Raw genomic sequence first — 25,039 nt, 5'->3', positions numbered from 1 at the left:
CCCTTATATAGGGCGCGACCAGGCAATTGTTCAGCGATGGATGCAAGATAAAAATTCTTTAGGCTGTGCAAAGCTTTATCGTCCGGGAACTTATCACGAGGCCGTAGGCTTAATGAAATACAACAGAGACTTCTCGCCCATCTCTGGACTTTATCTATGCGGCGAATCCTTTTCTGTTGATTCAGGTTGGACGGAGCCTTGTTTCAGGGGCGCCGTCGACACAGTAATTAACATCTGTAACAGAACCAAGGCGAGCTTCAACGGTGGATTTAGCATGCGAGACTACCCCGAGTACAAAACAGCGCATGCAATCCTCTAAAGGAAACCGACTACAACACAAAAGGAATCATCTGACTTTCATTTAAACATTAACCCGCCTCTTATAAACACCCAACCAAATCCGGTTGCATAACAATAAGAGGCCAACCTCATGAGCACACCCACAAGCCCCGCCCGCGTTGCCGTCATTCAGTTCGACCCACAGGTGGGAGTCGCCAATCGAAGCGATAACCTGCGTCAAAGCCTTTCCCTCGCTGCCGAAGCGGCAAACGGTGGCGCGAATCTGATCGTGCTGCCGGAACTGGCCAATTGCGGATATTTCTTCAGCAGCCGTCAGGATGCCTTCGATCACGCAGAGGCCGTGCCGAATGGCCAGAGCGTAAGGGAATGGACGGATTTTGCCTGCAAGCATCAGGTGTACCTGGTGGCCGGTCTAAACGAGATTGAGCATGGGCAGCTGTTCAACACTGCGGTGTTGCTGGGGCCCGAAGGCTTTATCGGGAAGTACCGCAAAGCCCATCTATGGAACCTGGAGAAGCTCTGGTTCACACCGGGCAATACTGGATTCCCGGTGTTTGAAACACCAATAGGCCGCATCGGCCTGTTGATCTGCTGGGACATCTGGTTCCCGGAGGTGCCGCGCATCCTCAGCCAGCAAGGCGCCGATATTATTTGCAGCGTGAACAACTGGGTGTGGACGCCACCGCCGCTGTTCGATGAAGCCGGGAAGTGCATGGCGTCGTATCTGACGATGACCGCCGCCCACGTGAATAACGTGTTTATCGCCGCCGCCAGCCGCATCGGCCAAGAGCGGGATGCGCGCTACCTCGGATGCTCGTTGATCGCCGGCACCAATGGCTGGCCGATCGGTGAAGTGGCCTCGGCCAATCGCCAGGAAATCCTGTTTGCCGACATCGACGTCACCAGTGCTCGCAGCGCGCCGATCTGGAACAGCCTCAATGACCTGCACAGAGACCGCCGCCATGATTTGTACGATCAGATGCTCGGCTACTCTCACCACCCCGCCCTGCCTCGTTGAGCGGAGGGCGATTTATGGAGCCTTTACTGACCAAGAAAATACCCTCGCGCTCACGCTTGGATTTGACCGTCCTGGCCCTGGGAGCCATCGCGATCTTAGTGATGCTCTATGTGGTCTCCACTCACCAAGGCTCATGGCCGGGTTATCGCGACATGGTCACGGCCTTGCCGGATCCGGCGGCCTGGTTGCGTTGGGTAACAGGCGACATCAGCGAGGTCGCCTTCTACAAGCATGAGCTGGCATCCCTGGGTCTGTTGAGTGGTGCTTATCTGGCCTGGTGGGCGAGTCGGCAGGGCAAAGCCTGGCAAGGTTTTTCCATCTGTTATGGCACCGGCTTGTGGCCCTGGTTGGTGACCAGTTCGTTGATCGGCTTGTTGCTGAGCAATCTGCTGTGGGGCTGGAGTGTCACGGCGGACACCTGGCAGCCTACCTTCGCGGCGTTCGTTTCATTGCCGGCGGCGATGGTGCTGATGTTTGGCGGCGGCTGGAAGGTCACCCTCAACGGCGCGGTACTGGGTGCCTTGCTGGTCACGCCCATGTGCTTGCTGATCGTCAACCTGGTGTGCGTCCCGCTGGGCTTGCCCGCCGTGGTCGGCAACGTATTGGGCATGGCCGTTGGAAGCGTGATCGCCTTTACGCTGTGTCATAAAGTGCCCTCGCTGGTGCGTTCGGACTACATCGCTCCCGAGAAGCCCGCTCCGGTTGCACCGGCTGACCATGGTGTTGTCTGGAGCCTGCGCCGAGTGCTGGCTGACTTTTCCGAAGCGCCGTTTTTCGGCAATGAGCTGGCCAGTCTCGGTCTGCTGGCGGGGGTTCTGCTCGCTTATGCGCTCAACCCCATGAGCCCGGCATATGGCTCTGGCCTGCTCCTGTCCATGATCGGCGCACAGGCAATGACATCGGCAGCGGGCGTGGTGATATGGCGTCGGCAATGGATACGGCACGGCTGGTACCCCACCTATGTTCCGTTGGTGTCGGTCGTTCCGGCGGCGGTGTTGACCCATGGCGGGAGTTTGACCGTGATGGGCGCCAGCGCATTGCTCGGTGCTCTGGTCGCACCACCGTTGGCCTTTGCGATTGCGTCGAGGCTACCCGCGCATTTCCATCCTTATATCGGCAACGTGATCTCAATGGCGTTGAGCACGCTGATGATCGTGCCGATCGTCGGCTGGCTGGCAAACTGAGGTGTGTGGTTAGGGCCCGCCCCTAACCACATCTCTTGAACCCTAATAGGCCAAATGCACCACCCGTTCGAGTGCATTCTTACCTACCACTCCTGCATTTTGTTTGCACTATCACGAGCCAAGGCTGTCGGAATTTTCATGTGCTTTTTTCGGGAGACAGCATGAGCCAGGACGTCCTTGCCAAAGAAACCAACCGCCGCCAATTGCAGCAAATCATCTCCGGCTTGTCCGACGGTGTGATTCTGGCCGAAGTCGACCAGACCATCCTGTGGGCCAACGAAGCGGCGCTGACCATGCATGGCGTCGGTGACGTGATGGGGTTGGGCGCCAATGGGCAGCAGTACGCCGAGCGTTTTTCGCTGCGCTATCGCAATAACCATCCGTTGCAGGACGACAGCTACCCGCTGGCTCGCGCGGCGGCCGGTGACGAATTCAGCGATGTGATCGTGGAGGTCACGCCCACGGCCACTCCGGACAAAACCTGGGTGCACCGCCTGCGCAGCCTGGTGATCACCGACTCACGAGGTGAACCTGAATTGCTGGTGCTGATCCTCAGCAACGCCACCCAATGGGCCAGCGCCGAGCAGCGCTTCGAAAAAACCTTCAACGCCAACCCCGCGCCGGCGGTGATCTGCCGCTTGAGCGACCTGCGCTACATCAAGGTCAACCAGGGTTTCCTGGAGATGACCGGCTACAGCCGCGATCAGGTGATCGGTCGCTCGGTGTACGAGCTGGACGTGCTGGAACAGGCCGAGCGCAAGGACCTGGCCATCCAGCGCCTGAGCGAAGGCGCCACCATCCCACAGATGGAAGCGGAACTGAAACTACCCAAAGGCGGCAGCAAACTGGTGATCGTTGCCGGTCAACCGCTGGACATGAACGAAGAAGATTGCATGCTGTTTTCTTTCATGGATCTGGAACCGCGGCGCAAAGCGGAAATCGCCCTGCGCCAGAGTGAGGAACGCTTCGCCAAGTCGTTCCGCCTGACGCCCGTGCCCACCCTGGTGTGCAACGCCGACAATCGCCATGTGGTGGACGTCAACGAAGCGTTCATGAGCATTACCGGTTACATCAGCGAAGAGCTGATCGGCAAATCCATCGAAGAAATCGGGTTTATCGACGGCAACGCGGCGAGCGAGCAGTTGTTCGCCACTCTCGAGAAGGCCGGCAATCTCGACGGCCAAGACCTCAAGGTGCGCAAGAAAGGTAACGAAGTGATCGACTGTGTGGTCTCGGCCGACACGGTAGTGATCCAGGACATGCCCTGCTATCTGTTGGTCATGATGAATATCACCGAGCGCAAGCGCTCAGAGCTGGAGCTGGTAGCGGCCATCGAAGAGGTAATGCAAGACGCTTCATGGTTCAGCCAGACGCTGATCGAAAAACTGGCCAACGCCAAAAGCGTTAACAGTCCCAATTTGCCGAATGTGAGCTTCACCGACCTCACCGCCCGCGAGCGCGATGTGCTGGGGTTGATCTGCGAAGGTCTGGCGGACAAGGAGATCGCCTCACGACTGAAACTGGCTCCCAACACTGTGCGTAACCATGTGGCCACGGTTTACTCCAAGCTGGGGGTACACAGCCGTAGTGCGGCGATCGTGTGGGCGCGGGAACGCGGGCTGTTTGCAGGGGACTTGAGGGTGAAAAATAGACGCTGACAGTGCAAATGCACCAGTGCCACTAGTGCGAATTCGACTTATGGCCTGGGTCTGCAATCCCTAACCTTCAGCCGGTGGGTACAGGGAGCTTTGACCTTGTGCCGTCGCTTTTTCATGCTTTGAAGGAAACCGCATGTTCACCCTCGCTCAACTGCGAAACTGCATCGAAGAAGGCCTATCGCCACTGACCTGCGAATTCACCCTGTGCCGGGATGCGTCCTTGACCCTGAAGGTCTACGACGCTGAAACCGGCCGGGTGGATCTGGTGGTCACAGGGATCAGCACCAACCGGCTGCATACCCCGCAAGAAGTGGCAAAAATGGTCGAAGAACTGCGCTACGAGCTGCAAAGCAATAACGTGGGCAAGCTCACGCTGGATGACTTGCCTTTATCGACGCACCGATAAAGTAAAACACCCCGCCCCCGACGATAAACGCGCCCAGCATGTAGAACATGTAATGGGCCGGTAGACTGGCCAGTACCAACCCACATAGCACCGGCCCCAGCGCAGCGCCGAGGTTGGACAGATTCTGCGCCCCGTAATACATGCCCCGCAGGTGGTCCGGGGCGATTCGGTCGATAAACATGTACTCGGCCGGAAACACGATAATCTCCCCCACCGTGAACACCGCCATCGCCAGCACCCACCCCAACACGCTGGTGGACAACCCGAACCCGATCAACCCCAGCATAAACATGCTCAAGCCCGCGATCAGCCACTGGCTCAGGTAACGGTGGGAAATGCGCCGGCCAATCAGGTATTGCAAGGCGATCACCAGCACGGCGTTAGTGGTGAGCACCGCGTTGATGACGGTGTAGGTGTATTCCGCGGTGGTGGTCGTCACCAGGTACTGCGACAGGTAGGCGGTGAACTGGCCGAATACCACGGCACTGAGCAAACCGCCGAGGGTAAAGCACACCAGTCGACGGTCGCGCAGTAGCACGCGGCCCACCGCAAGGAACGACACCGGTTTCTGCGCAACCTCGGCGGTGGTAAGGGCACGGTCACCCCAACGTGCGTAAAGCAGAAAGAACCCCACTCCCAACAAGGCCGACAGGATAAACGGCAAGCTGATATCCACCTTGGCCACCATCGCGCCAAAAAACGGCCCCACGGCATAGCCGATATTGGTCAGGGTGTATTTGATGGAAAACACTTCGCTGCGTGCCTCTTCGGGCAGCAGGCTGGCAAACCCGGCTTTCACCGCAATGTCGATCACCGCGTAGGCCAGGTTGATCAAAATCAGGCAGGTATAGAACGTCCAGATATCCTGCGCCAGCACCGTGCCGATAAACCCCAGCACGAACGCCACACTCAGGCCCAGCAGCAAGCGATAACTGTTGACGCGATCGACCAGGAAGCCGCCGTACACACTGAGCAACGAGCCAACAATCAGCGAACTGCCGATCACCAGGCCGACCTGGCTGATATCCAGGGAAAAATGGCTGGTGAGGTAGATGACCAGGTAGGGAAAGGTGATCGCCTTGGCCAAGGTCAGCAGCAAGGTGGCACACAGCAACAGGTTTACGGTGCGGGGGTAATGTTTGATTGTGGCAAGCATCCTGCTCTCTTTCCTGGAAGGTAACGCGACCATTGCGGTCGGCTACCATAACCCAGGTTTCTGCAAAAAAGCAGGCGCTGCCGGCGAGTTATTTTTTGACCGGCGTGATCTCCAGAATCGTGCCGTTGGTGGTCTTGAGCAGCACAAAACGATCACCGACGCGTGCCCATTGGCTGTCTTCCTCAGGCTGCTTGAGGCCGCGTTTTTTCCAGTCGGTGACGGCGGATTCTTTGCGCATCAAGATGTCCGGGGCACGATCGCCCTCTTTCAAATCACGGGTGTTGATCGTAGAAGGCTGCACGGTTTCCTGGGGCGTATCACCGGCCTGGGCCACGAAGCTGACGGTGGACAGGCTGGCGGCTACCAACACGCAAGCGGCTAGGGTTTTGGACTGCATAGGTGCTCCTTCAATGAATGATGCGTACCCAGGTTCCGACCGCAGCGGGGCGGAATCATTCAGCGGGCCTTAGCAAAGGGAAAGCACACCTGCCCGACCTGCCCATTGCCCGTATGAAATTAATCGTGTAATTTTTCATGAAATTTTAAGAAATAAATTTCATGACGCCACAAGACGAACTCGCCACCCTCGCCGCCCTGATCCATGACCTGCGCAAGCACAAGAAGCTCACCCTGGCCCAGTTGGCACAGAAGATCGAGCGCTCGGTAGGCTTCCTCTCCCAGGTCGAGCGTGGTTTGTCGCGCCCGACGGTGGCGGACTTGACCGCCATCAGCCACGCCCTCGATGTGCCTACCACCTACTTCTACAGCCAGCCCAAGCCCAAGGCGATTGACTGGGTAACCCGGCCCAACGAGCGGCGCACGGTGTACTACGCCAATGGCATCACCGACATCCTGGTCTCCCCTAGCATGAACGGCGCGTTCTCGATGCTCGATAGCCTGCTTGCCCCGGGCGCCAACAGCGGTGACCAGAGCATGAGCGACCGCGCCGAACAGGCCGGTTTTGTGCTGGAAGGCGAATTGACGCTGTGGGTGGACGGTGAAAACGACGTGGTGACCCTCGGCACCGGCGACAGCTTTCACCTGCCCAGCTTTGCGCGTTGCCGCTACGCCAACCTGACCGACCTGCCCGCCCGCGTACTCTGGGTTTACAACTAGGAGCATCACCCGTGAAAAGCCAATCTTCCACGTTGCTGGCCGAAGTACGGACCTTTCGCCAGCACCACCCGGACGTGCGTTATGTCGACTTGATCGCCCTGGACATTCCCGGGCATTTCTATGGCAAGCGCTACCCGATCGAGATGCTCGAAAAAGTCGCCGCCGGCAGCCCCTTGAAACTGCCGCAGAATGCCGTGTTGCTGGGGACGCAGGGCGGGTTGTTCAAGATAGGCGACTACTGCTTCAACGACGGCGACCCGGACGCTAACCGACGCCTGGTACCCGGCACGCTCAAGCCGGTGAGTTGGGAATCGCAGCCTCTGGGCCAGATGCTGATCACCTCCGATGGCACCGAAGCCCCCATTGAATTCGAACCCCGCGAAGTGCTGGCCAAGGTGCTGCAGCGTCTGCACCACAAAGGCATCCACCCGGTGGTGGCGTTCGAATTGGAGTTCTATCTGTTCGACAAAACCCTCGACCACGGCCTGCCGCAATTTGCCCGCGACCCGCTGAGCGACGACGCCGACGACCAGCCCACCCTGCATATCGAGCGGCTGTCGCGCTTCTCAGAAGTCCTGGACGATATGGCCCAGACCGCCAAGGACCAGGGCATCGACATCACGGTGATTACCGCTGAACTCGGCCCCGGCCAGTTCGAGATCAATTTCGGCCACCTCGACGACGGCCTGCGCGCCGCCGACTGGGCCGCGCTGTTCTGCCGCAGCACCCGTGGCGTGGCGCTCAAGCATGGCTATCGCGCCAGCTTCATGGCCAAGCCGTACCTGGAACATCCTGGCAGCGGCATGCATGTGCATGTCAGCCTGTATGACGGCGCGGGCAACAATTTGCTGGCGGCGCATCAGCAGCAACCGCTACGCCATGCCGTGGCTGGGTGCCTGGAGTTGCTGCCTCACTGCATGCCGATCTTCTCGCCCAACCACAATGCCTTCCGCCGCCTGGGCGGCACTGTCAACGCCGCCACCCGCGCCTGCTGGGGCTTCGAAGACCGCGATGCGTGCGTGCGCATCCCCGACTCCGACCCGCGCAACTTGCGCATCGAACACCGCCTGGCCAGCGCCGATGCCAACCCGTACCTGGTGCTCGCGGCGATCCTCGCCGGCCTGGAACATGGCCTCGACACCCAGCGCGAGCCCATCGCGCCCTTGAACGAGGACCGCACCAGCGGCACCGACTTCCCCCTGGACATGCTCGACGCCGTACGCACCATGCAGCAGCACCCCAGCGTGCGCGAGAAGCTGGGTGCGGAATTTGTCGATGTGTATTGCGAAAACAAACGCCAGGATCATCTGGCCTTTCAACAAGAGATAAGTGTGCGTGAGTACCGCTGGTTTCTTTAACCCTGCTGTGGTCAGTGAGCTTTTTTGGTGAGCGGGCTTGTCGAATCTTCGCACCGCCCACGCTGGGGCGCGAAGCGGCCCTCTCTCCCGACACCGCGGTGTGTCAGGCAAAAACGGTTGGCCAGTTTTGGGGCTGCTCCGCAGCCCGGCGCAGGGCAAGCCTGCTCACTACAGGGCTGCGGCACACATTCTTATTGTGTGTGAGCGGGCTTGTCGAATCGTCGCACCGCCCACGCTGGGGCGCGGAGCGGCCCTCTCTCTAGACACTGCTGGGTGGAGGCATCAGCCGGACTCGCCAAGCAACAGCGGCTGCTCCCGCGCGCACAACTCCACCACGTAATCCCACAACACTCGCAGCCGCACGGACTTGTGCAACTCCCGACGCGAGCTGATCCAGTAGCTGCGCTGGATGCCCTCCCCCGGCAGCAACGCCACCAGGTCCGGGTCGCTGGCGGCCATGAAGCAGGGCAATACCGCAATCCCTAACCCCGAGCGCGCCGCCTGGTGTTGAGCAATGACGCTGGTGCTGTGGAACACCACCTTAGGGTTGCGACAGAAACTGCTGAGGAATTTCAGCTCCTGGCTGAACAGCAGGTCGTCAACATAATCAATCCAGGCATGGGTCACGAGATCTTCACGTTTTTCAATCGGCGGGTTGCGATCCAGGTAGGCGCGGCTGGCGTAAAGGGAGAGGCGGTAGTCCGTGAGTTTGCGGGTGACGAGTTGGTCGACACTGGGGCGTTCGAGGTGGATGCTGATTTCCGCTTCGCGGTTAAGGATGCTGACGAAGCGCGGCACGGCCACCAGTTCCACTTCCAGCCCCGGATAACGTTCGAACAGGCCGCCCATGCGTCCGGCCAGAAACATCACCCCCAGACCTTCGGCCACACCGAGGCGGATCTTGCCCAGCGGCGCGGCGGTGTGGGTGAGTTCGTCTTCGGCCAGCAGCGCCACGTTTTCCATGGCTTCGGCATGTTTGAGCAGGGCCTCGCCAGAGGGGGTCAGCTCGTAACCGTGGGCATGCTGCACGAATAGCGCGGTGCCCAGGCTCTTTTCGATGGCCTCGATATGCCGCGCCACCGTAGCGTGGGTGGTTTTCAGGCGCTGCGCGGCGGTGAGCAAACGACCGCTGCGTTGCAACTCAAGAAAAAACCGCAAGTCATTCCAATCGAACATGTCGCCTCCAATGCGTGGGCCGCTACAGCACTGTTCAAAAACGCACAGCAGCTGGGTAAAAACTAACATTTTTAAGACGAAAACTAACAACTAGGATGGGGCCAATAAGAAAAACAAGCGAGACCTCAGATGCCCAATGCAGCTGCTGAATACGATTACGTAGTAGTAGGCGCCGGCCCCGCAGGTTGCCTGCTGGCCAATCGACTGTCCGCCAACCCCGCCCACCGCGTGCTGCTGCTAGAAGCCGGCGGCCGCGACAACTACCCCTGGATCCACATCCCCGTCGGCTACCTGTTCTGCATCGGCAACCCGCGCACCGACTGGTGCTTCAAAACCGAAGCCCAGCCTGGCCTGCAAGGCCGCGCGTTGAGTTACCCACGGGGTAAAGTGCTGGGCGGTTGCTCCTCCATCAACGGCATGATCTACATGCGCGGCCAGGCCCGTGACTACGATGGCTGGGCCGCCGAAGGCAACGCCGGCTGGGCGTGGAACGACGTGTTGCCGCTGTTCAAGCACAGCGAGAACCACTTTGCCGGCGGCTCGGAATTCCACAATGACAGCGGCGAGTGGCGCGTCGAGCAGCAACGGCTGTCGTGGCCGATCCTGGATGCCTTCCGCGAAGCGGCGGCGCAAAGCGGCATCGCCAAGGTCAGCGATTTCAATCAGGGCGATAACGAAGGCTGCGGCTACTTTCAGGTCAATCAGAAGGCCGGCGTGCGCTGGAACGCGGCCAAGGCGTTTCTCAAACCGGTCCGTCAGCGCACCAACCTCACCGTGCTCACCGAAGTGGAAGTCGACCGTGTGTTGCTGGAAAACGGGCGCGCGTGCGAAGTGGTCGGGCGCAGGCTCGGTCAGTCCCTGAGTTGGAAAGCGCGCAAGGAAATCATCCTGTGCGCCGGTTCCGTGGGTTCGCCAGGCATCCTGCAACGCTCGGGGATCGGCCCGTCCAACGTGCTCAAACCCCTCGGTATCAACGTGCTGCACGAACTGCCCGGCGTGGGCGGCAACCTGCAGGATCACCTGCAACTACGTCTGATCTACAAGCTGGAAAACGCACGCACCCTCAACCAGATCGCCGGCACCCTGTGGGGCAAGATGGGCATGGGCCTGCGCTACCTGTACGACCGCAGCGGCCCATTGTCGATGGCACCCAGCCAGCTCGGCGCATTTGCCCGCTCGGGGCCGGAGCAGGCCTCGGCCAACCTCGAATACCATGTGCAGCCGCTGTCCCTGGAGCGTTTCGGCGAGCCGTTGCATGGCTTCCCGGCGTTCACCGCCTCGGTCTGCGATCTGCGCCCGCAGAGCCGTGGCCGCGTCGATATCCGCTCAGCCAACCCGGCGGATGCGCCGCTGATCCAGCCCAACTACCTCAGCCACCCCGAAGACCTGCGCGTAGCCGCCGATGCCATCCGCCTGACCCGGCGCATCGTCGCGGCGCCGGCCTTGAGCCAGTTCAAGCCGGTGGAATATTTGCCGGGCGATTCGCTGCAAACCGAAGCACAACTGCACGAAGCCGCCGCACGCATCGGCACGACGATCTTCCATCCGGTGGGCACCTGCCGCATGGGTCACGACAAGGACGCAGTGGTCGACGCCCAGCTACGCGTGCACGGCGTGCCCGGCCTGCGCATCGCCGACGCCTCGATCATGCCGCGCATTACGTCCGGCAATACCTGTTCACCCACGCTGATGATCGCGGAAAAAGCCGCGCAGCTGATCCTTTCGCCGCACACAAGGAGCCTCGCACCGGAGAAAGAACTGGTTCACGCAATCTGAATAGCGGCGCCGCACCCGGCGCCGACAGTGGAACAACAATAAATAATCACTGTGAGGGTTACCCGATGTCAGAACATGCTCAAACCCTGGGCTCGGCGATAGACACGAGCACCAGCAACGATTCCAAGAAAGTCATCTTCGCTTCGTCCTTGGGGACGGTGTTCGAGTGGTATGACTTTTTCCTCTACGGCGCCCTCGCGGCGGTGATCAGCAAGCAGTTCTTTGCCGGGGTCAACGACACCACGGCCTTTATCTTTGCCTTGATGGCCTTCGCGGCCGGCTTTGTGGTGCGGCCGTTCGGCGCGCTGGTGTTCGGCCGTCTGGGCGACATGATCGGGCGCAAGTACACCTTCCTGGTGACCATCATCCTGATGGGCGTAGCGACCTTCTGCGTCGGTCTGTTGCCGACCTACGCCAGCATCGGCATCGCCGCGCCGATCATCCTGATCGTGCTGCGCATGTTGCAGGGCCTGGCCCTGGGCGGTGAATACGGCGGCGCCGCCACTTACGTCGCCGAGCATGCGCCAGTCGGCAAACGCGGGTTCCACACCAGCTGGATCCAGTCCACCGCCACCATCGGCCTGCTGCTCTCGCTGTTGGTGGTGCTGGCGTGCCGCTACTTCACCGGCGACCAGTTCGAAGTGTGGGGCTGGCGCATCCCGTTCCTGTTTTCCATCGTGCTGCTGGGCATTTCCACCTGGATCCGCATGAGCCTGCACGAGTCGCCGGCCTTCTTGAAAATGAAAGAAGAAGGCAAGGCCAGCAAGGCGCCGATCCGTGAGTCGTTCGGTAAGTGGGAAAACCTCAAGGTGGTGCTGATCGCGCTGTTCAGCATCAACGGCGGGCAAGCGGTGACCTTCTACGCGGCGCAATTCTACGTGCTGTTCTTCCTCACCCAATTCCTGCGGATGGACCCGGCCCTGGCCAATATGCTGCTGATTATCAGCGTGGTGATTGGCGCGCCGTTCTTTATCCTGTTCGGCTGGCTGTCGGACAAGATCGGACGCAAACCGGTGCTGATGCTCGGCCTGCTGCTGGCCACCGCCCTGTACTTCCCGATCTTCAAGGGCCTGGCGCACTACACCAACCCGGCGATGGATCAGGCCAGCCACCAGGCACCGATCACCGTGCTGGCCGACCCGGCCACCTGCACCTTCCAATTCGACCCGGTGGGCAAGGCACGGTTTGACAGCCCATGCGACAAGGTCAAAACCTTCTTGGTCAAACAAGGCCTGCCCTACACCAGCGCTGCTGCGCCGGCCGGCAGCCCCGTTCAGGTGAGCGTCGGCGAAGTCAAAATCGACGGTTTTGACGAAGCGGCGTTGCGCGGTGCCGTGACCCTGGCCGGTTACCCGTCTTCGGCGGATGTGGCGCAGGTCAACAAGGTCATGGTGGTGGTGCTAATCGTGGTGCTGATCCTGATCGCCGCCATGTGCTACGGCCCGCTGGCGGCGCTGATGGTGGAACTGTTCCCGACGCGTATCCGCTATACCTCGATGTCCCTGCCCTACCACATCGGTAACGGCTGGTTCGGCGGGTTCCTGCCGACCGTATCGTTTGCGCTGGTGGTGTACACCGGCGATATCTTCTACGGCCTGTGGTACCCGGTGATGGTGACAGGGGTGAGCCTGATTGTCGGGTTGTTTTGCCTCAAGGAAACGCGGCATGTGGATATCGATAACAACTGACCCGATCGTCTGAACACAGAAGATCTCCTGTGGCAGGGAGCTTGCCCCTGCCACATTTGTTCCCAGTGCTCACACAATTTGCTGTATATCCATACAGATAATAGTTGCTCAATTCTCATCTTTTGCCCATCCTGCTCCCCATTCAATTGCTTAACGAATGGGCTGACCATGCGGCTGTACCTCTGCGAAAAACCCTCCCAGGCCAAGGACATTGCGGCGGTGCTCGGCGCCAGTCGTCGTGGTGACGGCTGTTGGTTGGGCAATGGGGTCACCGTCACCTGGTGCATCGGCCACCTGCTGGAAACCGCCCCGCCCGATGCCTACGACGCCAAGTACAAACGCTGGGTGCTGGCCGATCTGCCGATCGTGCCGGAAAAATGGAAGATGCTGGTCAAACCCAAGACCGCCAGCCAGTTCAAAGCGGTCAAGCGCCTGCTGGGGGAAGCCCAGGAACTGGTGATCGCCACCGACGCCGACCGCGAGGGTGAGATGATCGCCCGCGAGTTGGTGGAACATTGCCGCTACCGGGGGCCGATCCAGCGATTGTGGTTGTCGGCGCTGGACGACGCTTCGATTCGCAAGGCCCTGGCCGCGCTCAAGCCCGGCGCCTACACCTTCAGCCTGTACCACTCGGCCCTGGGCCGCTCCCGCGCCGACTGGCTGATCGGCATGAACATGAGTCGCCTGTTTACCTTGCTGGGGCGTCAATCCGGTTATCAGGGTGTATTACCGGTGGGCCGGGTGCAAACACCCACTTTGCGCCTGGTGGTGGACCGCGACCGCAGCATCGCCGATTTCGTACCGGTGGCGTACTGGGCCATCGATGTCGACCTGCGCCACGCGCACATGACCTTCACCGCTCAATGGCGCGCCACGGAGGACGCCTGTGATGACCAGGGTCGCTGCCTCAACCCGCAGTTGGCACAGACCGCTGCCGCTGCCATGGGCAACGCCGCCAGCGCGCGCCTGGTGAAGCTGCGCACCGAACGCATGCGCGACGTGGCGCCCCTGCCCTTCGACCTCGGCACCCTGCAGGAAATCTGCTCGAAGAAACTCGGCCTGGGCGCTCAGGAAACCCTGGATATCGCCCAATCCCTCTACGAAACCCACAAGGTCATCACCTACCCGCGCAGCGATTGCGGCTACTTGCCGCTGAGCCAGCACAGCGAGGCAGCGAAGATTCTCGCCGCGCTGGGGCGTGCCGACCCGGCGGTCAGTGAGCTGATGCCGCATATCGATCCCCAGCGGCGCTCGCGGGCGTGGAACGATGCCAAAGTCAGCGCCCACCACGGCATCATTCCTACCGGGGCCGGCAAGGACGTGGGCCAGCTCAGCGGCAAGCACCGCGCGGTGTACACCTTGATTCGCGCGCGCTACCTAGCGCAGTTCCTGCCCAACCACGAATACGATCGCACTCAGGCAGATTTCGAATGCGCCGGTTTTGCCCTGCGCGCGGTGGGCAAAGTGGTGATCGAGCCGGGCTGGAAACGCGCCCTGCCCGAAGCACTCGCCCCCACCAAGGGCCGCGAAGCGCCAGCGCCCCAGGCCCTACCGGCGCTGGTGCAGGGCCAGGATTACGCAGTAGCCAAGGTCACGCTCAAGGACCTGTGGACCCAGCCACCCAAACCCTTTACCGAAGGCGACCTGATCAAAGCGATGAAAAACGTGGCCAAACTGGTGGAAGACCCGTTGCTCAAGCAGAAGCTCAAGGACACCACCGGCATCGGCACCGAAGCCACCCGCGCGGGCATTATCCAGGGGCTGCTCGACCGCGGTTATCTGAGCAAGAATGGCAAGGCGCTGGCCGCCACACCGGCGGCATTCAGCCTGATCGACGCGGTGCCCCGCGCCATCGCCGATCCCGGCACCACTGCCATCTGGGAGCAGGCGCTGGACATGGTGCAAAGCGGTGAAATGAGTCTGGAGGAATTCGTCGCCAAACAGGCAGCCTGGATGAGCAAGCAGGTGGCACGTTGCAATGGCATGCGCATGACCATCACTGGCCCCGCGAGCCCGGCAGGACGAGGGGCGGCACCGTGGAAAAAGAAGCGCAAGGCAGCCCCTCGCAAGACGACAGCGAGCCCTAAACGGGCAAAAAAACCGGTAAATAGCGGATAAACACCAAAAAAAACCGGTTAATGACGTTTTTCGACAGGTTTGACGCCGCATTGGTCCTTGCTACGGCGCGGGCTGTCTAGGATTCTGTAGGGGTTCCACTGATTTCCTACAACAACACCGGAGTGGCCGCCATGAAGACCGTTGCACAGTTGCTCAAAGCCAAAGACCAGAAAAACCAGGACGTCCACACCATCCAATGGGATCACACCGTGTTTGAAGCACTGGTGCGGATGTCGGAAAAAAACGTGGGGGCATTGCCGGTCGTCCAAGACAACAAAGTGGTGGGCATCATCAGCGAGCGTGACTACGCGCGCAAAATCATGCTCAAGGGCCTGTCATCGGTGACCACTAAGGTGCATGAGGTGATGAGCGCGCCGGTGATCACCGTGGACACCCATAAGCGCGTCGAAGAATGCATGAACATCATGACCGACAGTCACTTGCGCCACCTGCCTGTGGTCGAAGACGGCAAACTGCTGGGCCTGCTGTCCATCGGTGACTTGGTCAAGGAGGCCATCGCCGAGCAGGCTGACCTGATCAAGCAGTTGGAGCAGTACATCCGCGGCGAATAGGAGAAACCATGCTCGATTCCCTGGCGCATCAGCAAGACCACCTCGACACCCTGTACCGGGCCATGACTGATCGACGTTTTCTGGTATTGACCGGTGCAGGCATCAGCACGTCCTCGGGCATTCCGGACTACCGGGACAGCGAAGGCGTGCGCCGAGGCAAGGCACCAATGATGTACCAGGAATTCCTGGCCACCCCGCAGGCGCGGCGACGTTACTGGGCGCGCGCCATGCTGGGCTGGCCGCGCGTACGCGTCGCACAACCGAATGCAGCGCACCGAGCGTTGGCCATCTTGCAACAACGCCAGCACATCACCGGGTTGATCACACAAAACGTCGACACCCTACATGACCAGGCCGGCAGCCAAGGTGTGATCGAACTGCACGGTAGCCTGCACCGCGTGCTGTGCCTGGACTGCCAGCAGCGCAGCCAGCGCGATGCGATCCAACAGCTGATGGAAACCCAGAACCCCTACCTGACGGGCGTCGATGCTGTGCAGGCGCCTGACGGAGACACGCTGCTCGACCCGGCCTTTGAAGCGCGCTTTGAGGTACCCCGGTGTCCATATTGCCAGGGTGAACGATTGAAACCCGACGTGGTGTTTTTCGGTGAGAACGTCGCCCCGCCCACTGCCGCCAAGGCAATGGCGGCAGTGGAACAGTCCGAGGGGTTGCTGGTGGTGGGCTCTTCGCTGATGGCGTATTCGGCATTTCGCTTGTGCAAGGCGATGGTCGAGCAAGGCAAACCGGTGATCGCCATCAACCTGGGCAAGACCCGGGGCGACGAGCTGTTGCAGGTAAAGATCGAAACCTCATGCGAACAACTGCTGCCCTTGCTGGCGAACCGCCTGCAATAGCCCCCTCCTCCACCGTAGCGACCGTCCAGCGCAAAAAATGACGCTCAAGTCACGCCTCTGCCGTATCTCCCCGTGCCCACGACGAATTATGTAGTGATCGAAAATAATCACTACATAACCGTTGACGTAACCTTTTTGTCCTTGCATGATCAAGGCGTCTCCCGGATCGGGAGCGTTGGTAACACGCGTTTTGAAAGAGCTCGTCTGACCGCCGAGCTGTTTTTTCCGGATGTGCACTGCCCACAAGGCAGATTGATGAAGCTGACCGACTCGTAAGAGCACGGTACAAGAAGCTCGAATGCTCCTTGTCTTCGTTATGAAAGCATTGCGTAGCAGTTCATCAGTAAGACTACAAGCATCAGGTTCAAGACTCTGCCCGTATTCGGCAGCCAGTTACTAACGCCCGGTTATTGAAGCCGGAGACAACTAAGCAGTTTTAACGGAACCAACTGATAGATCGCCAACTGGTCAAGGGGCTTACACATGAATCTGAACAACCAACCAACTATCGATGAATTGGCTGAGATGTTCGCAGCGCAGAAAGACACACTCGACGACCATATCCTGTGGATTGGCAAATCGGGCGAAGTCAAGATCGACTGCCTGGCGCCCCACACTGAAGAAGCCGAGTTCGACCGTAATAACCGTGAGTTGGCGGCGCGCCTGAAGATGTACCGCCGCGGCCAGGGTTATGTCGGCAAGAAGGCCGCTGCCGATCGCAACTTTATCGAACAAGTATTCGACACACTTAATAACGCTTGGGAGTCTTTCAAAGACAGCTCGCAAGTAAAAGTGATTGATCGCTACTACTAGAATCAACGTGTTCAATGTGGGAGCTGGCTTGCCTGCGATAGCTGTTTAACGCTCAACGACAGTGTTGACTGTTAAACCGTTATAACAGGCAAGCCATCTCCCACACTTGTTTGTGCTGCGGGTCAAAACGTTGGAAACCGGCCCTTGCCCGCCTCATCGCGAAAAATATCGAACAAGGCTTGCGCCGCCGCCGACAACTCATGCCCCGGCTTGGTCAGCACACCAATCGGCCGCTCGATCACCGGATCACGCAAGGTAATACAATGCGCACCCGCCTCCTCCATCTGTCTGGCACACAATGCCGGCACAGCGCTGACGCCCAAGCCACTGGCTACCATTTTGCCCACAGTCGCCAATTGATGGCTTTCCAGTGCGACCGGCAGTTTCATCCGTAGCGCACCCAAATGCTCCTCCAGCATCACCCGTACCGTGGAAGGCCGTTGCAAGGTGATAAAGGGGTATTCCAATAAAGTCTCCCAGCCGATCTCGTCGCATTGCGCCAAGGGTGAATCAGCCGACACGACCGCAATGAAGCGATCCAGATACAAAGGGGTAAAGGCCAGCGACGAGCCTTCAGACGGTTCGAACGCCACACCCAGCTCCACCTGGCGATCGCGCACCATCTCCAAGACCTGTTCGTTGATCAAGTCGTGCACCGTCACGTTCACCTGCGGGTAACGCGCGCGGAATATCTTCAAGATCGGCGGCAACAAGTTGCCCGCGAACGACGGCATCGCCGCCACCGTGACGCGCCCGCGCTGCAAGGTGAAGCGCTGGCGCAGCTCATCCTCAGCGTTATCCCAATCGGCCATCAGTCGGCGGGCCAGTGGCAGCAACGATTCGCCTTCCGGGGTCAGCGCCACATTGCGCGTATTGCGGCTGAACAACCGCCCGCCCAGGCCCTCTTCCAGGCCCTTGATGGTCAGGCTCAGCGCTGACTGGGACAGGTGCAGACGCTCGCAGGCGGCGGCGAAACTCAGGCTCTGGGCCACGGCGAGGAAGGCACGCAGCTGTTTCACGGTCATAAAAGTACTCCGAGAGACGGATCAACTATGCTGTTTTCTAAATCAATCAACCTTAAAAAACAACTTAACAAATCAATACATCAGCGCAACACTCGGTCCATTGGCTGGCCCACAAACAATAAAAGAGGTGCATATGGCAGGTTTCGATAAACGCGTGGCGTCCTACGAAGAGGCATTGGCAGGCCTGGAGGACGGCATGACCGTACTCGCCGGCGGCTTCGGCCTGTGCGGCATCCCGGAAAACCTCATCGCAGAAATCAAGCGCAAAGGCACCCGTGAGCTGACGGTGGTCTCCAACAACTGCGGCGTCGACGGCTTCGGCCTGGGCGTGCTGCTGGAAGAAAAACAGATCCGCAAAGTGATCGCGTCCTACGTCGGTGAGAACGCGCTGTTTGAGAAGCAATTGCTCAGCGGCGAAATCGAAGTGGTGCTGACGCCCCAAGGCACCCTCGCCGAAAAAATGCGCGCAGGCGGTGCCGGTATCCCGGCTTTCTTTACCGCAACCGGCGTCGGCACCCCAGTGGCCGAAGGCAAAGAAACCCGCGAGTTCAACGGTCGTCCTTACCTGATGGAGGAGTCCATCACCGGCGACTTCGCCATCGTCAAAGGCTGGAAAGCCGACCACTTCGGTAACGTGATCTACCGCCACACCGCTCAGAACTTCAACCCGCTGGCCGCCACCGCCGGCAAGATCACTGTGGTCGAAGTCGAAGAAATCGTCGAACCGGGCGAGCTGGACCCGGCGCAGATCCACACCCCTGGCATCTACGTCGATCGGATCATCTGCGGCACTTTCGAGAAGCGCATCGAACAGCGCACCGTCCGCAAATAATCCGCCTCCAGCCCGAACAATAAGGACACACAAAATGGCTCTTACCCGCGAACAAATGGCTCAACGCGTCGCCCGCGAAATGCAGGACGGCTTTTACGTCAACCTCGGCATCGGCATTCCGACCCTGGTGGCCAACTACATCCCCGACGGCATGGAAGTGATGCTGCAATCGGAAAACGGCCTGCTAGGCATGGGCCCGTTTCCTACCGAAGACACCATCGATGCCGACATGATCAACGCCGGTAAACAGACAGTGACAGCACGCATCGGTGCGTCGATTTTCTCCTCTGCCGAGTCCTTCGCGATGATTCGCGGCGGTCACGTCGACCTCACCGTGCTCGGCGCATTTGAAGTCGATGTGCAGGGCAACATCGCTTCGTGGATGATCCCCGGCAAACTGGTCAAGGGCATGGGCGGCGCCATGGACCTGGTGGCCGGTGCGGAAAACATCATTGTGATCATGACCCACGCCTCCAAGGACGGAGAGTCGAAGTTGCTCGATCGCTGCAGCCTGCCGCTGACCGGCGCCCACTGCATCAAACGGGTGCTTACGGACCTGGCGTACCTGGAAATCGAAAATGGCGCTTTTGTCCTCAAGGAACGCGCACCTGGCGTCAGCGTTGAAGAGATTGTGAGCAAGACCGCCGGTAAACTGATCGTCCCGGACCACGTTCCAGAAATGCACTTCCAGTGAGGACAGATTCCATGCAAGACGTCGTGATTGTTGCTGCCACCCGCACCGCCGTGGGCAGCTTTCAAGGGTCGCTGGCCAGCATCCCGGCTCCGGAACTGGGCGCCGCCGTAATCCGTCGCCTGTTGGAGCAGACCGACCTGGACCCGGCCCAAGTCGATGAAGTGATCCTCGGCCAAGTGCTCACCGCGGGCTCCGGCCAGAACCCCGCGCGCCAGGCCTCGATTCTCGCCGGCCTGCCCCACGCGGTGCCGAGCCTGACCCTGAACAAGGTCTGCGGCTCGGGCCTCAAAGCCCTGCACCTCGGTGCCCAGGCCATCCGCTGCGGCGACGCCGACGTCATCATCGCCGGTGGCATGGAGAACATGAGCCTGGCCCCCTACGTACTGCCTGCCGCGCGCACTGGTTTGCGCATGGGCCACGCCAAGATGATCGACAGCATGATCACCGACGGCCTGTGGGATGCATTCAACGACTACCACATGGGCATCACCGCCGAGAACCTCGTGGACAAATACGGCATCAGCCGTGAAGCCCAGGACGCCTTTGCCGCCGCTTCTCAGCAGAAGGCTGCGGCAGCCATCGAGGCTGGGCGGTTTGTCGATGAGATCACTCCGATCCTGATCCCTCAGCGCAAGGGCGACCCAATCGCCTTCGCCGTGGATGAGCAACCGCGCGCCGGCACCACTGCCGAGTCCCTGGCCAAGCTCAAGCCGGCCTTCAAGAAAGACGGCAGCGTCACCGCCGGCAACGCCTCCAGCCTCAATGACGGCGCCGCTGCAGTAATGCTGATGAGTTCCGATAAGGCGAAAGCCCTCGGTCTGCCCGTGCTAGCCCGCATTGCCAGTTACGCTAACGCAGGCGTGGACCCGGCCATCATGGGCATCGGCCCGGTATCGGCCACCCGTCGCTGCCTGGACAAAGCCGGTTGGAGCCTGGGCGATCTGGACCTGATCGAAGCCAACGAAGCCTTCGCCGCGCAATCCCTGGCGGTGGGCAAAGAGCTGGAGTGGGATGCTGACAAGGTCAACGTCAATGGCGGCGCTATCGCCATCGGCCACCCGATTGGCGCCTCGGGTTGCCGCGTGCTGGTGACCCTGCTGCACGAAATGATCAAGCGCGATGCCAAGAAAGGCCTGGCGACCTTGTGCATCGGCGGTGGCCAAGGCGTAGCCCTGGCCCTGGAACGCAACTGATAAAAAACAGCAACATCGCTCAACTATCGGAGGGGGGCTTACCCCCCTCCCACCTTTGATCTTCATTGTCTGGCAGCTTGAGGCATTGCAAACACCTCATTGGAAGCCATCGCCATCAGCCATACAAATCTCGCACGGGGCCTTCAGCGCTTCATACAACGCTGATAACGCTCATCCACGCGCTTGGCAAACCATGCCGTGGTCAGGTTACGGGTGATCTTCGGGCTCTTGAGCACAATCCCCGGCAGAATCGCCCGTGGCAGGGGTTTGCCGGCAGCCTTGTCGGCGAGGGCGAACACACGTTGGTAAAGGGTGGTTTCTTCGAAATCCAAGCGCTCGCCCTGCTCCAGCTGGCTGCGGATGCTGGGGTTGCGCATATCCAGCTTCGCGCCCAACGAACGCACCGCCAGTTCCGTGGTACCGGGCAGTAGCGAGCCGTAGCGAATCAAGTCCCCATCCAGCGCCAGCTCGACCCCCGAAGCCCGACTGACCGCCGCCTGGAACGCCGCATTGCGGCTGGCATACCAACCGGCGTTGAAGTCAGCGAAGCGATACAGCGGTTGATCGTAGTTCACCGGATAGCCGAGCAAATGGGCGATGCCGAAGTACATGCCGCCACGGCGGGTGAACACTTCGCGTCGGATTGATCCGTCCACGGTGTAGGGATAACCCCGCGCTTGTTTCTGTGCAAAGTCGATGCTCACCTGCATCGGCCCGGCGGTGTGCACCGGGTTGAACCCGCCGAACAGCGTTTTGCCCAACGGCACCATGCTGATGAAGTCATCGAAAATACCGCTCAAGTCTTTTTCCGTACGTGCGGCGCTCAGACGTTCGGCGTAGGTTTTGCCGGTGGGCGAATTCAGTTGCAATGCGCTGCGCACCACAAAGGCCGGCACATGCACCTTGCCGGCACGGCGCAGGATTTCATCCTGGGCGATTTTGCCCATATTGGGCACCGGCGGGTCGACCTGGAAGGTGGACTCCTGCTCGGTCACCGCCAGCACCGCGCAGATATTTTCGGTGCTCGGGTAAATCTTCTGGGTATCAAAGGCCGTGTAGATATCCTGGGCCCAGCCATTGCGGTCCGTAACCTTGGGTGGCAGCAACCGCACGATCTGCGCCTTGACCTCGGCTTCGCTGCGTTCCGGTTGCTGCGGGCCACGGGCGGTGGAGCAACCCGCCAGTACCAGCAAGGGCAAAAGGCAGAGGATCAGGCGGCTTGAATACATGAAGAGTCCTTGAGTGATGGCGGGCCGTGAGTTGCACGTTTCGACAGGTAAGTCTAACCAGGGTTCGTGGGTTCGGTAGGCTCGCCCGTTACGACCGGATGTGACCGCTGCCGAAACATCCCACGCAAGCGCCGGATAAGCTCTACTGCCCTGCCCCACAAACCTCTGCAAAGTCCCTCGCCTGATCACACAGTGCGAAGGATTGCAGATGTTTTTTTTCGTTATGGCCCTGATTGATAGGGCAGCCTCATGATTGGCGCGACCAGCCAGACCATTGGCTTTCTGGTACTCGCCGCCTTGGATGCGAAGACCCGCGACGTCGAGTCGGTACTCAGGGATTTCCGCGGATGCCTCAATAGTTACGACGCCTGGGCCGAGAGTGTCCTCAGCTTTTCGGCGCTGAATATCGAGCAGGTGTTCAAGGCCGGAGATGAAGCGGAGCGGGTCGCGCCGATCAACCGCTCGCTGTTCCCCAGCAGCGCGGTCGCGACCTGCCGGGCCGATGGCACCTTGACCTTGGTGCATCGGTTCCAGAGTTCACGGTTCGTACCCATCGGCGATACACCGGTGATACTCCAGCGCATCGATGCAGACGGCACGCTGCTGGGCGAGCCGATCCATAAAACCATCGGGCCCAGCGGCATTCTTGAAGTCAAGGAATGCGAACGCAACCAGCGCTACCGCATCCACTTCTACCCGAATGTATCCGCCGCGCATTTCAAGGCGCTGTACGCCTCTTATCAGGCGGTCATCGCGCCGCTGGAGGCGTGGCTGCGCAGCGAATGGTCCGACACCTTCGAACCGCTTTGGCAGGGCTACTCCGAGGCGCACTTCCATAAGCGCTACCTCTCGCTCCACTCAGCCTACGCGCGCGGATTCGGCGAAGCGCTGTACTCGCTGTGGGACAACCTCAAGCAACTGTTCCAGTGGCTGTCGGACCCGGTGGCCCATGCCGAGCAATGGCTGCAGTATCTGTCCCAGGCCGAGTTTGACCAGTTGCTGGCGCTCGGTGCCGACGCTATTGCGACGGGCTTGCTGATGCTCAGCGATGAGCCGTTGTTGTTCATTTACATGGCGGCGATGGTCAGTTGGATGCGCCTGCTGCCACCGCCGTATATGAATGAGCTGCTCGGAGAAATCACTGGCGAGGTGCTGATCAACCTGTTGCTGATCTGGGCCACAGCGGGCATGGGCGTGGCGGTTCGCTTGGGCGCGCAGGTGCTGGGTAGGATCAAGTCGCGGCGCGCGCGCGAGTGGTTGGAACATTTGGCCGAACAGTTTGGCAAGGTGCGCGTCGAGGAGCACGCCGAGGCTGCTAAGCCGGTGTTGCTCAGTCGCCAGACCACGGCGGTCGATACGGTCCCGGTGGGGCCGTTGAAGGCTGGGGATCAATGGGTTTCCAACCCGGTCACAGCGGCGCGCAACAAGACGCAGCAGACGGTGTTGGTGCGGCAGGAGCCTGTAGACGATGCACCTGTTTCGGGGAAAAACCCGAACGGCGATGCGGCGGCTTCTGCGGATAAAACCGTCACTAACGGCTGCCCCGTGTCGATGGTTACCGGCGAGGAATTGCTGACCCTGACTGACGGTGTTCTGGATGGGTTTTTGTCGTTCGAGTGGACACGCCTGTATCGCACCAGTGCGGTGGAAGTCGATGTAGGACTGGGGTTTGGCTGGAGCCATGGGCTGGCGCAGCGGCTGGTGGTTTCAGGCGATTCGGTGGTGTGGACCGACCATGAAAATCGCTCTATCTCGTTTCCAATGCCCACCGTTGCGCGACCGGCAATCACCAATAGCCTGGCCGAAGCGGCGATCTATCTGGGCGCTTCGCCGGATGAGCTGGTGCTGGCCCAGGCATCGCGGTTCTACCACTTTCGCGACGGTGTGCTGACGGCGATCAGCGATGCGTATGACAACCGCCTACGAATTTTCCGCGATGTGCTCGGGCGTATCGAGCGGGTGGATAACGGGGTGGGTCGCTCGTTGTTTCTGCACTATGGGGCTGGGCGCATTGTCGCGGTGGATTACCAGGTTCAGCGCGCCGAAGGCCGTGGTCCGTATGTCTGGACGACTGAGCAAAACGTCGTTTCCTACGCCTATGACGACCTGGGCCGACTGGTCTCGGCGACCAATGCCGTCGGCGAAAGCGAGGTGTACCGCTACGACGATCGGCACGTCATTGTGGAACGCGGCCTGGCCGGTGGGGCGAGTTTCTTCTGGGCGTGGGAACGCTCCGGCAAAGCGGCGCGCTGTGTACGGCACTGGGCCAGCTTCTCGCAGATGGACACGCGCTATGCCTGGGGGGATGACGGCCGCGTCACGGTGCATAACGCCGATGGCAGCCAGGAAATCTATGTCCACGACGACCGTGCGCGATTGGTGCAACGCATCGATCCGGATGGCGCGCAACACTTCAAATCCTACGACGAAAAAGGCCGGCTGACAGTCGAGCAAGACCCGCTGGGGGCGGTGACGGCGTATCAGTACGACGAAGCCGGACGCTTGGTGGCGTTGTTTCCTGGGGAAGATGAGCCCACTACCTACGAGCATGACCACGGTTTCGTACGCGTGGTGCGCCGGGGTCAAGCGGTCTGGAAATACGAGCGCAATGACCAGGGCGATATCACCCGTAGCATCGATCCCGATGGGCATGTCACGGACTACAGCTACAACAAACATGGGCAACTGACCGGGGTCTGGTACCCGGATCACAGCTGCCATCGCTTGGTGTGGAATGAGCGCGGGCAACTGGTTGAGGAGCAGTTGCCCAATGGTGGCATCAGGCGCTATCGCTACGACGACCTGGGCCGCGAGGTGGCGCGCGAGGATGAACATGGCGCGCTGACCCAGTACCAGTGGGACGCTGTGGGTCG

21 protein-coding genes and 1 pseudogene are annotated in these 25,039 nt (G+C 60.3%); 17 read left to right on the top strand and 5 right to left on the bottom strand.

Translation table 11 applies throughout. The features are described 5' to 3' along the window. The 5 genes and pseudogenes from YA0848_RS35825 to YA0848_RS01035 form a co-directional block, all read left to right on the top strand. Nucleotides 1-319, top strand: a pseudogene (locus tag YA0848_RS35825) (FAD-dependent oxidoreductase); the annotation flags it as partial. 111 nt (nucleotides 320-430) lie between these two features. Beyond that, a complete protein-coding gene (locus YA0848_RS01050; RefSeq protein ID WP_034137756.1) occupies nucleotides 431-1,318 on the top strand; it encodes a nitrilase family protein in 888 nt (295 codons plus the stop codon). Between the two features lie 14 nt (nucleotides 1,319-1,332). Further along, nucleotides 1,333-2,502 (top strand): hypothetical protein, encoded by a 1,170-nt coding sequence (locus YA0848_RS01045; protein WP_169903887.1) that lies wholly within the window; start codon nucleotides 1,333-1,335, stop codon nucleotides 2,500-2,502. A 161-nt stretch (nucleotides 2,503-2,663) separates the two neighbouring features. Further along, a complete protein-coding gene (locus YA0848_RS01040) occupies nucleotides 2,664-4,160 on the top strand; it encodes a helix-turn-helix transcriptional regulator (protein ID WP_034115559.1) in 1,497 nt (498 codons plus the stop codon). A gap of 133 nt (nucleotides 4,161-4,293) precedes the next feature. Then, nucleotides 4,294-4,566 carry a DUF1652 domain-containing protein gene (locus tag YA0848_RS01035; protein WP_034097233.1) on the top strand — a complete coding sequence of 91 codons (273 nt, stop codon included), beginning with the start codon at nucleotides 4,294-4,296 and terminating at the stop codon, nucleotides 4,564-4,566. On the opposite strand, the gene YA0848_RS01030 is transcribed toward YA0848_RS01035, so the two are convergent. Beyond that, complete coding sequence (locus YA0848_RS01030; RefSeq protein WP_169903888.1) at nucleotides 4,529-5,722, bottom strand: MFS transporter; 1,194 nt, start codon at nucleotides 5,720-5,722, stop codon at nucleotides 4,529-4,531. The two genes, YA0848_RS01035 and YA0848_RS01030, sit on opposite strands and share 38 nt — an antisense overlap. 88 nt (nucleotides 5,723-5,810) lie before the next feature. Next, complete coding sequence (locus tag YA0848_RS01025; RefSeq protein ID WP_034097230.1) at nucleotides 5,811-6,119, bottom strand: RcnB family protein; 309 nt, start codon at nucleotides 6,117-6,119, stop codon at nucleotides 5,811-5,813. 161 nt (nucleotides 6,120-6,280) lie between these two features. Here YA0848_RS01025 and YA0848_RS01020 point away from each other — a divergent pair, with 161 nt between their 5' ends. Beyond that, nucleotides 6,281-6,838, top strand: a complete 558-nt coding sequence (locus YA0848_RS01020; RefSeq protein ID WP_169903889.1) for a helix-turn-helix domain-containing protein — start codon at nucleotides 6,281-6,283, stop codon at nucleotides 6,836-6,838. Nucleotides 6,839-6,849: 11 nt separating this feature from the next. Next, nucleotides 6,850-8,196, top strand: coding sequence for a glutamine synthetase family protein (locus YA0848_RS01015; protein WP_169903890.1), 1,347 nt, complete (start codon nucleotides 6,850-6,852; stop codon nucleotides 8,194-8,196). Between the two features lie 282 nt (nucleotides 8,197-8,478). Here the strand turns inward: YA0848_RS01015 and YA0848_RS01010 are convergent, their stop codons facing one another. Then, on the bottom strand, nucleotides 8,479-9,372 hold the full coding sequence (locus YA0848_RS01010; RefSeq protein WP_169903891.1) for a LysR family transcriptional regulator: 894 nt from the start codon (nucleotides 9,370-9,372) through the stop codon (nucleotides 8,479-8,481). Nucleotides 9,373-9,501: 129 nt separating this feature from the next. Here YA0848_RS01010 and YA0848_RS01005 point away from each other — a divergent pair, with 129 nt between their 5' ends. The 6 genes from YA0848_RS01005 (at nucleotide 9,502) to YA0848_RS00980 (ending at nucleotide 17,193) form a co-directional block, all read left to right on the top strand. Then, entirely contained in the window at nucleotides 9,502-11,148 is a 1,647-nt protein-coding gene (locus YA0848_RS01005) for a GMC family oxidoreductase (protein ID WP_034097218.1), read from the top strand. 65 nt (nucleotides 11,149-11,213) lie between these two features. Further along, a complete protein-coding gene (locus YA0848_RS01000) occupies nucleotides 11,214-12,836 on the top strand; it encodes an MFS transporter (protein ID WP_034097217.1) in 1,623 nt (540 codons plus the stop codon). Nucleotides 12,837-13,004: 168 nt separating this feature from the next. Next, nucleotides 13,005-14,954 carry a DNA topoisomerase III gene (locus YA0848_RS00995; protein WP_169903892.1) on the top strand — a complete coding sequence of 650 codons (1,950 nt, stop codon included), beginning with the start codon at nucleotides 13,005-13,007 and terminating at the stop codon, nucleotides 14,952-14,954. Nucleotides 14,955-15,085: 131 nt separating this feature from the next. After that, nucleotides 15,086-15,526 (top strand): CBS domain-containing protein, encoded by a 441-nt coding sequence (locus tag YA0848_RS00990; RefSeq protein ID WP_034097215.1) that lies wholly within the window; start codon nucleotides 15,086-15,088, stop codon nucleotides 15,524-15,526. A gap of 8 nt (nucleotides 15,527-15,534) precedes the next feature. Next, the gene (locus YA0848_RS00985; RefSeq protein WP_034112914.1) at nucleotides 15,535-16,380 is read left to right on the top strand and encodes an NAD-dependent protein deacetylase; all 846 of its coding nucleotides are present in this window, start codon (nucleotides 15,535-15,537) and stop codon (nucleotides 16,378-16,380) included. A 483-nt stretch (nucleotides 16,381-16,863) separates the two neighbouring features. Further along, on the top strand, nucleotides 16,864-17,193 hold the full coding sequence (locus tag YA0848_RS00980; protein WP_034097212.1) for a hypothetical protein: 330 nt from the start codon (nucleotides 16,864-16,866) through the stop codon (nucleotides 17,191-17,193). A 122-nt stretch (nucleotides 17,194-17,315) separates the two neighbouring features. Here YA0848_RS00980 and YA0848_RS00975 read toward each other — a convergent pair whose 3' ends face one another. After that, nucleotides 17,316-18,218: a LysR family transcriptional regulator gene (locus YA0848_RS00975; RefSeq protein ID WP_034097210.1), complete on the bottom strand. Its 903-nt coding sequence runs from the start codon at nucleotides 18,216-18,218 to the stop codon at nucleotides 17,316-17,318. 133 nt (nucleotides 18,219-18,351) lie between these two features. Between YA0848_RS00975 and YA0848_RS00970 the strand changes: the two genes are divergently transcribed. The 3 genes from YA0848_RS00970 to YA0848_RS00960 are packed head-to-tail and all read left to right on the top strand — an operon-like array spanning nucleotide 18,352 to nucleotide 20,937. After that, nucleotides 18,352-19,050 (top strand): CoA transferase subunit A, encoded by a 699-nt coding sequence (locus YA0848_RS00970; RefSeq protein ID WP_034097208.1) that lies wholly within the window; start codon nucleotides 18,352-18,354, stop codon nucleotides 19,048-19,050. Between the two features lie 34 nt (nucleotides 19,051-19,084). Next, nucleotides 19,085-19,744: a CoA transferase subunit B gene (locus YA0848_RS00965; RefSeq protein ID WP_034097206.1), complete on the top strand. Its 660-nt coding sequence runs from the start codon at nucleotides 19,085-19,087 to the stop codon at nucleotides 19,742-19,744. Between the two features lie 11 nt (nucleotides 19,745-19,755). Further along, nucleotides 19,756-20,937: an acetyl-CoA C-acetyltransferase gene (locus YA0848_RS00960; RefSeq protein WP_034097205.1), complete on the top strand. Its 1,182-nt coding sequence runs from the start codon at nucleotides 19,756-19,758 to the stop codon at nucleotides 20,935-20,937. Between the two features lie 143 nt (nucleotides 20,938-21,080). On the opposite strand, the gene YA0848_RS00955 is transcribed toward YA0848_RS00960, so the two are convergent. Further along, complete coding sequence (locus YA0848_RS00955) at nucleotides 21,081-22,166, bottom strand: DUF1615 domain-containing protein (RefSeq protein ID WP_034097203.1); 1,086 nt, start codon at nucleotides 22,164-22,166, stop codon at nucleotides 21,081-21,083. Nucleotides 22,167-22,415: 249 nt separating this feature from the next. Between YA0848_RS00955 and YA0848_RS00950 the strand changes: the two genes are divergently transcribed. Beyond that, nucleotides 22,416-25,039, top strand: a 2,624-nt coding sequence (locus YA0848_RS00950) for a DUF6531 domain-containing protein (RefSeq protein ID WP_198731212.1), incomplete at its 3' end; no start/stop codon positions are given.

Source organism: Pseudomonas sp. S4_EA_1b, from assembly GCF_016307435.1.
In the GTDB taxonomy this organism is placed as follows: domain Bacteria; phylum Pseudomonadota; class Gammaproteobacteria; order Pseudomonadales; family Pseudomonadaceae; genus Aquipseudomonas; species Aquipseudomonas rhodesiae.
The sequence above is the reverse complement of the archived record's forward strand: the minus strand, read 5'-3'. Positions and strand labels throughout refer to the sequence as shown.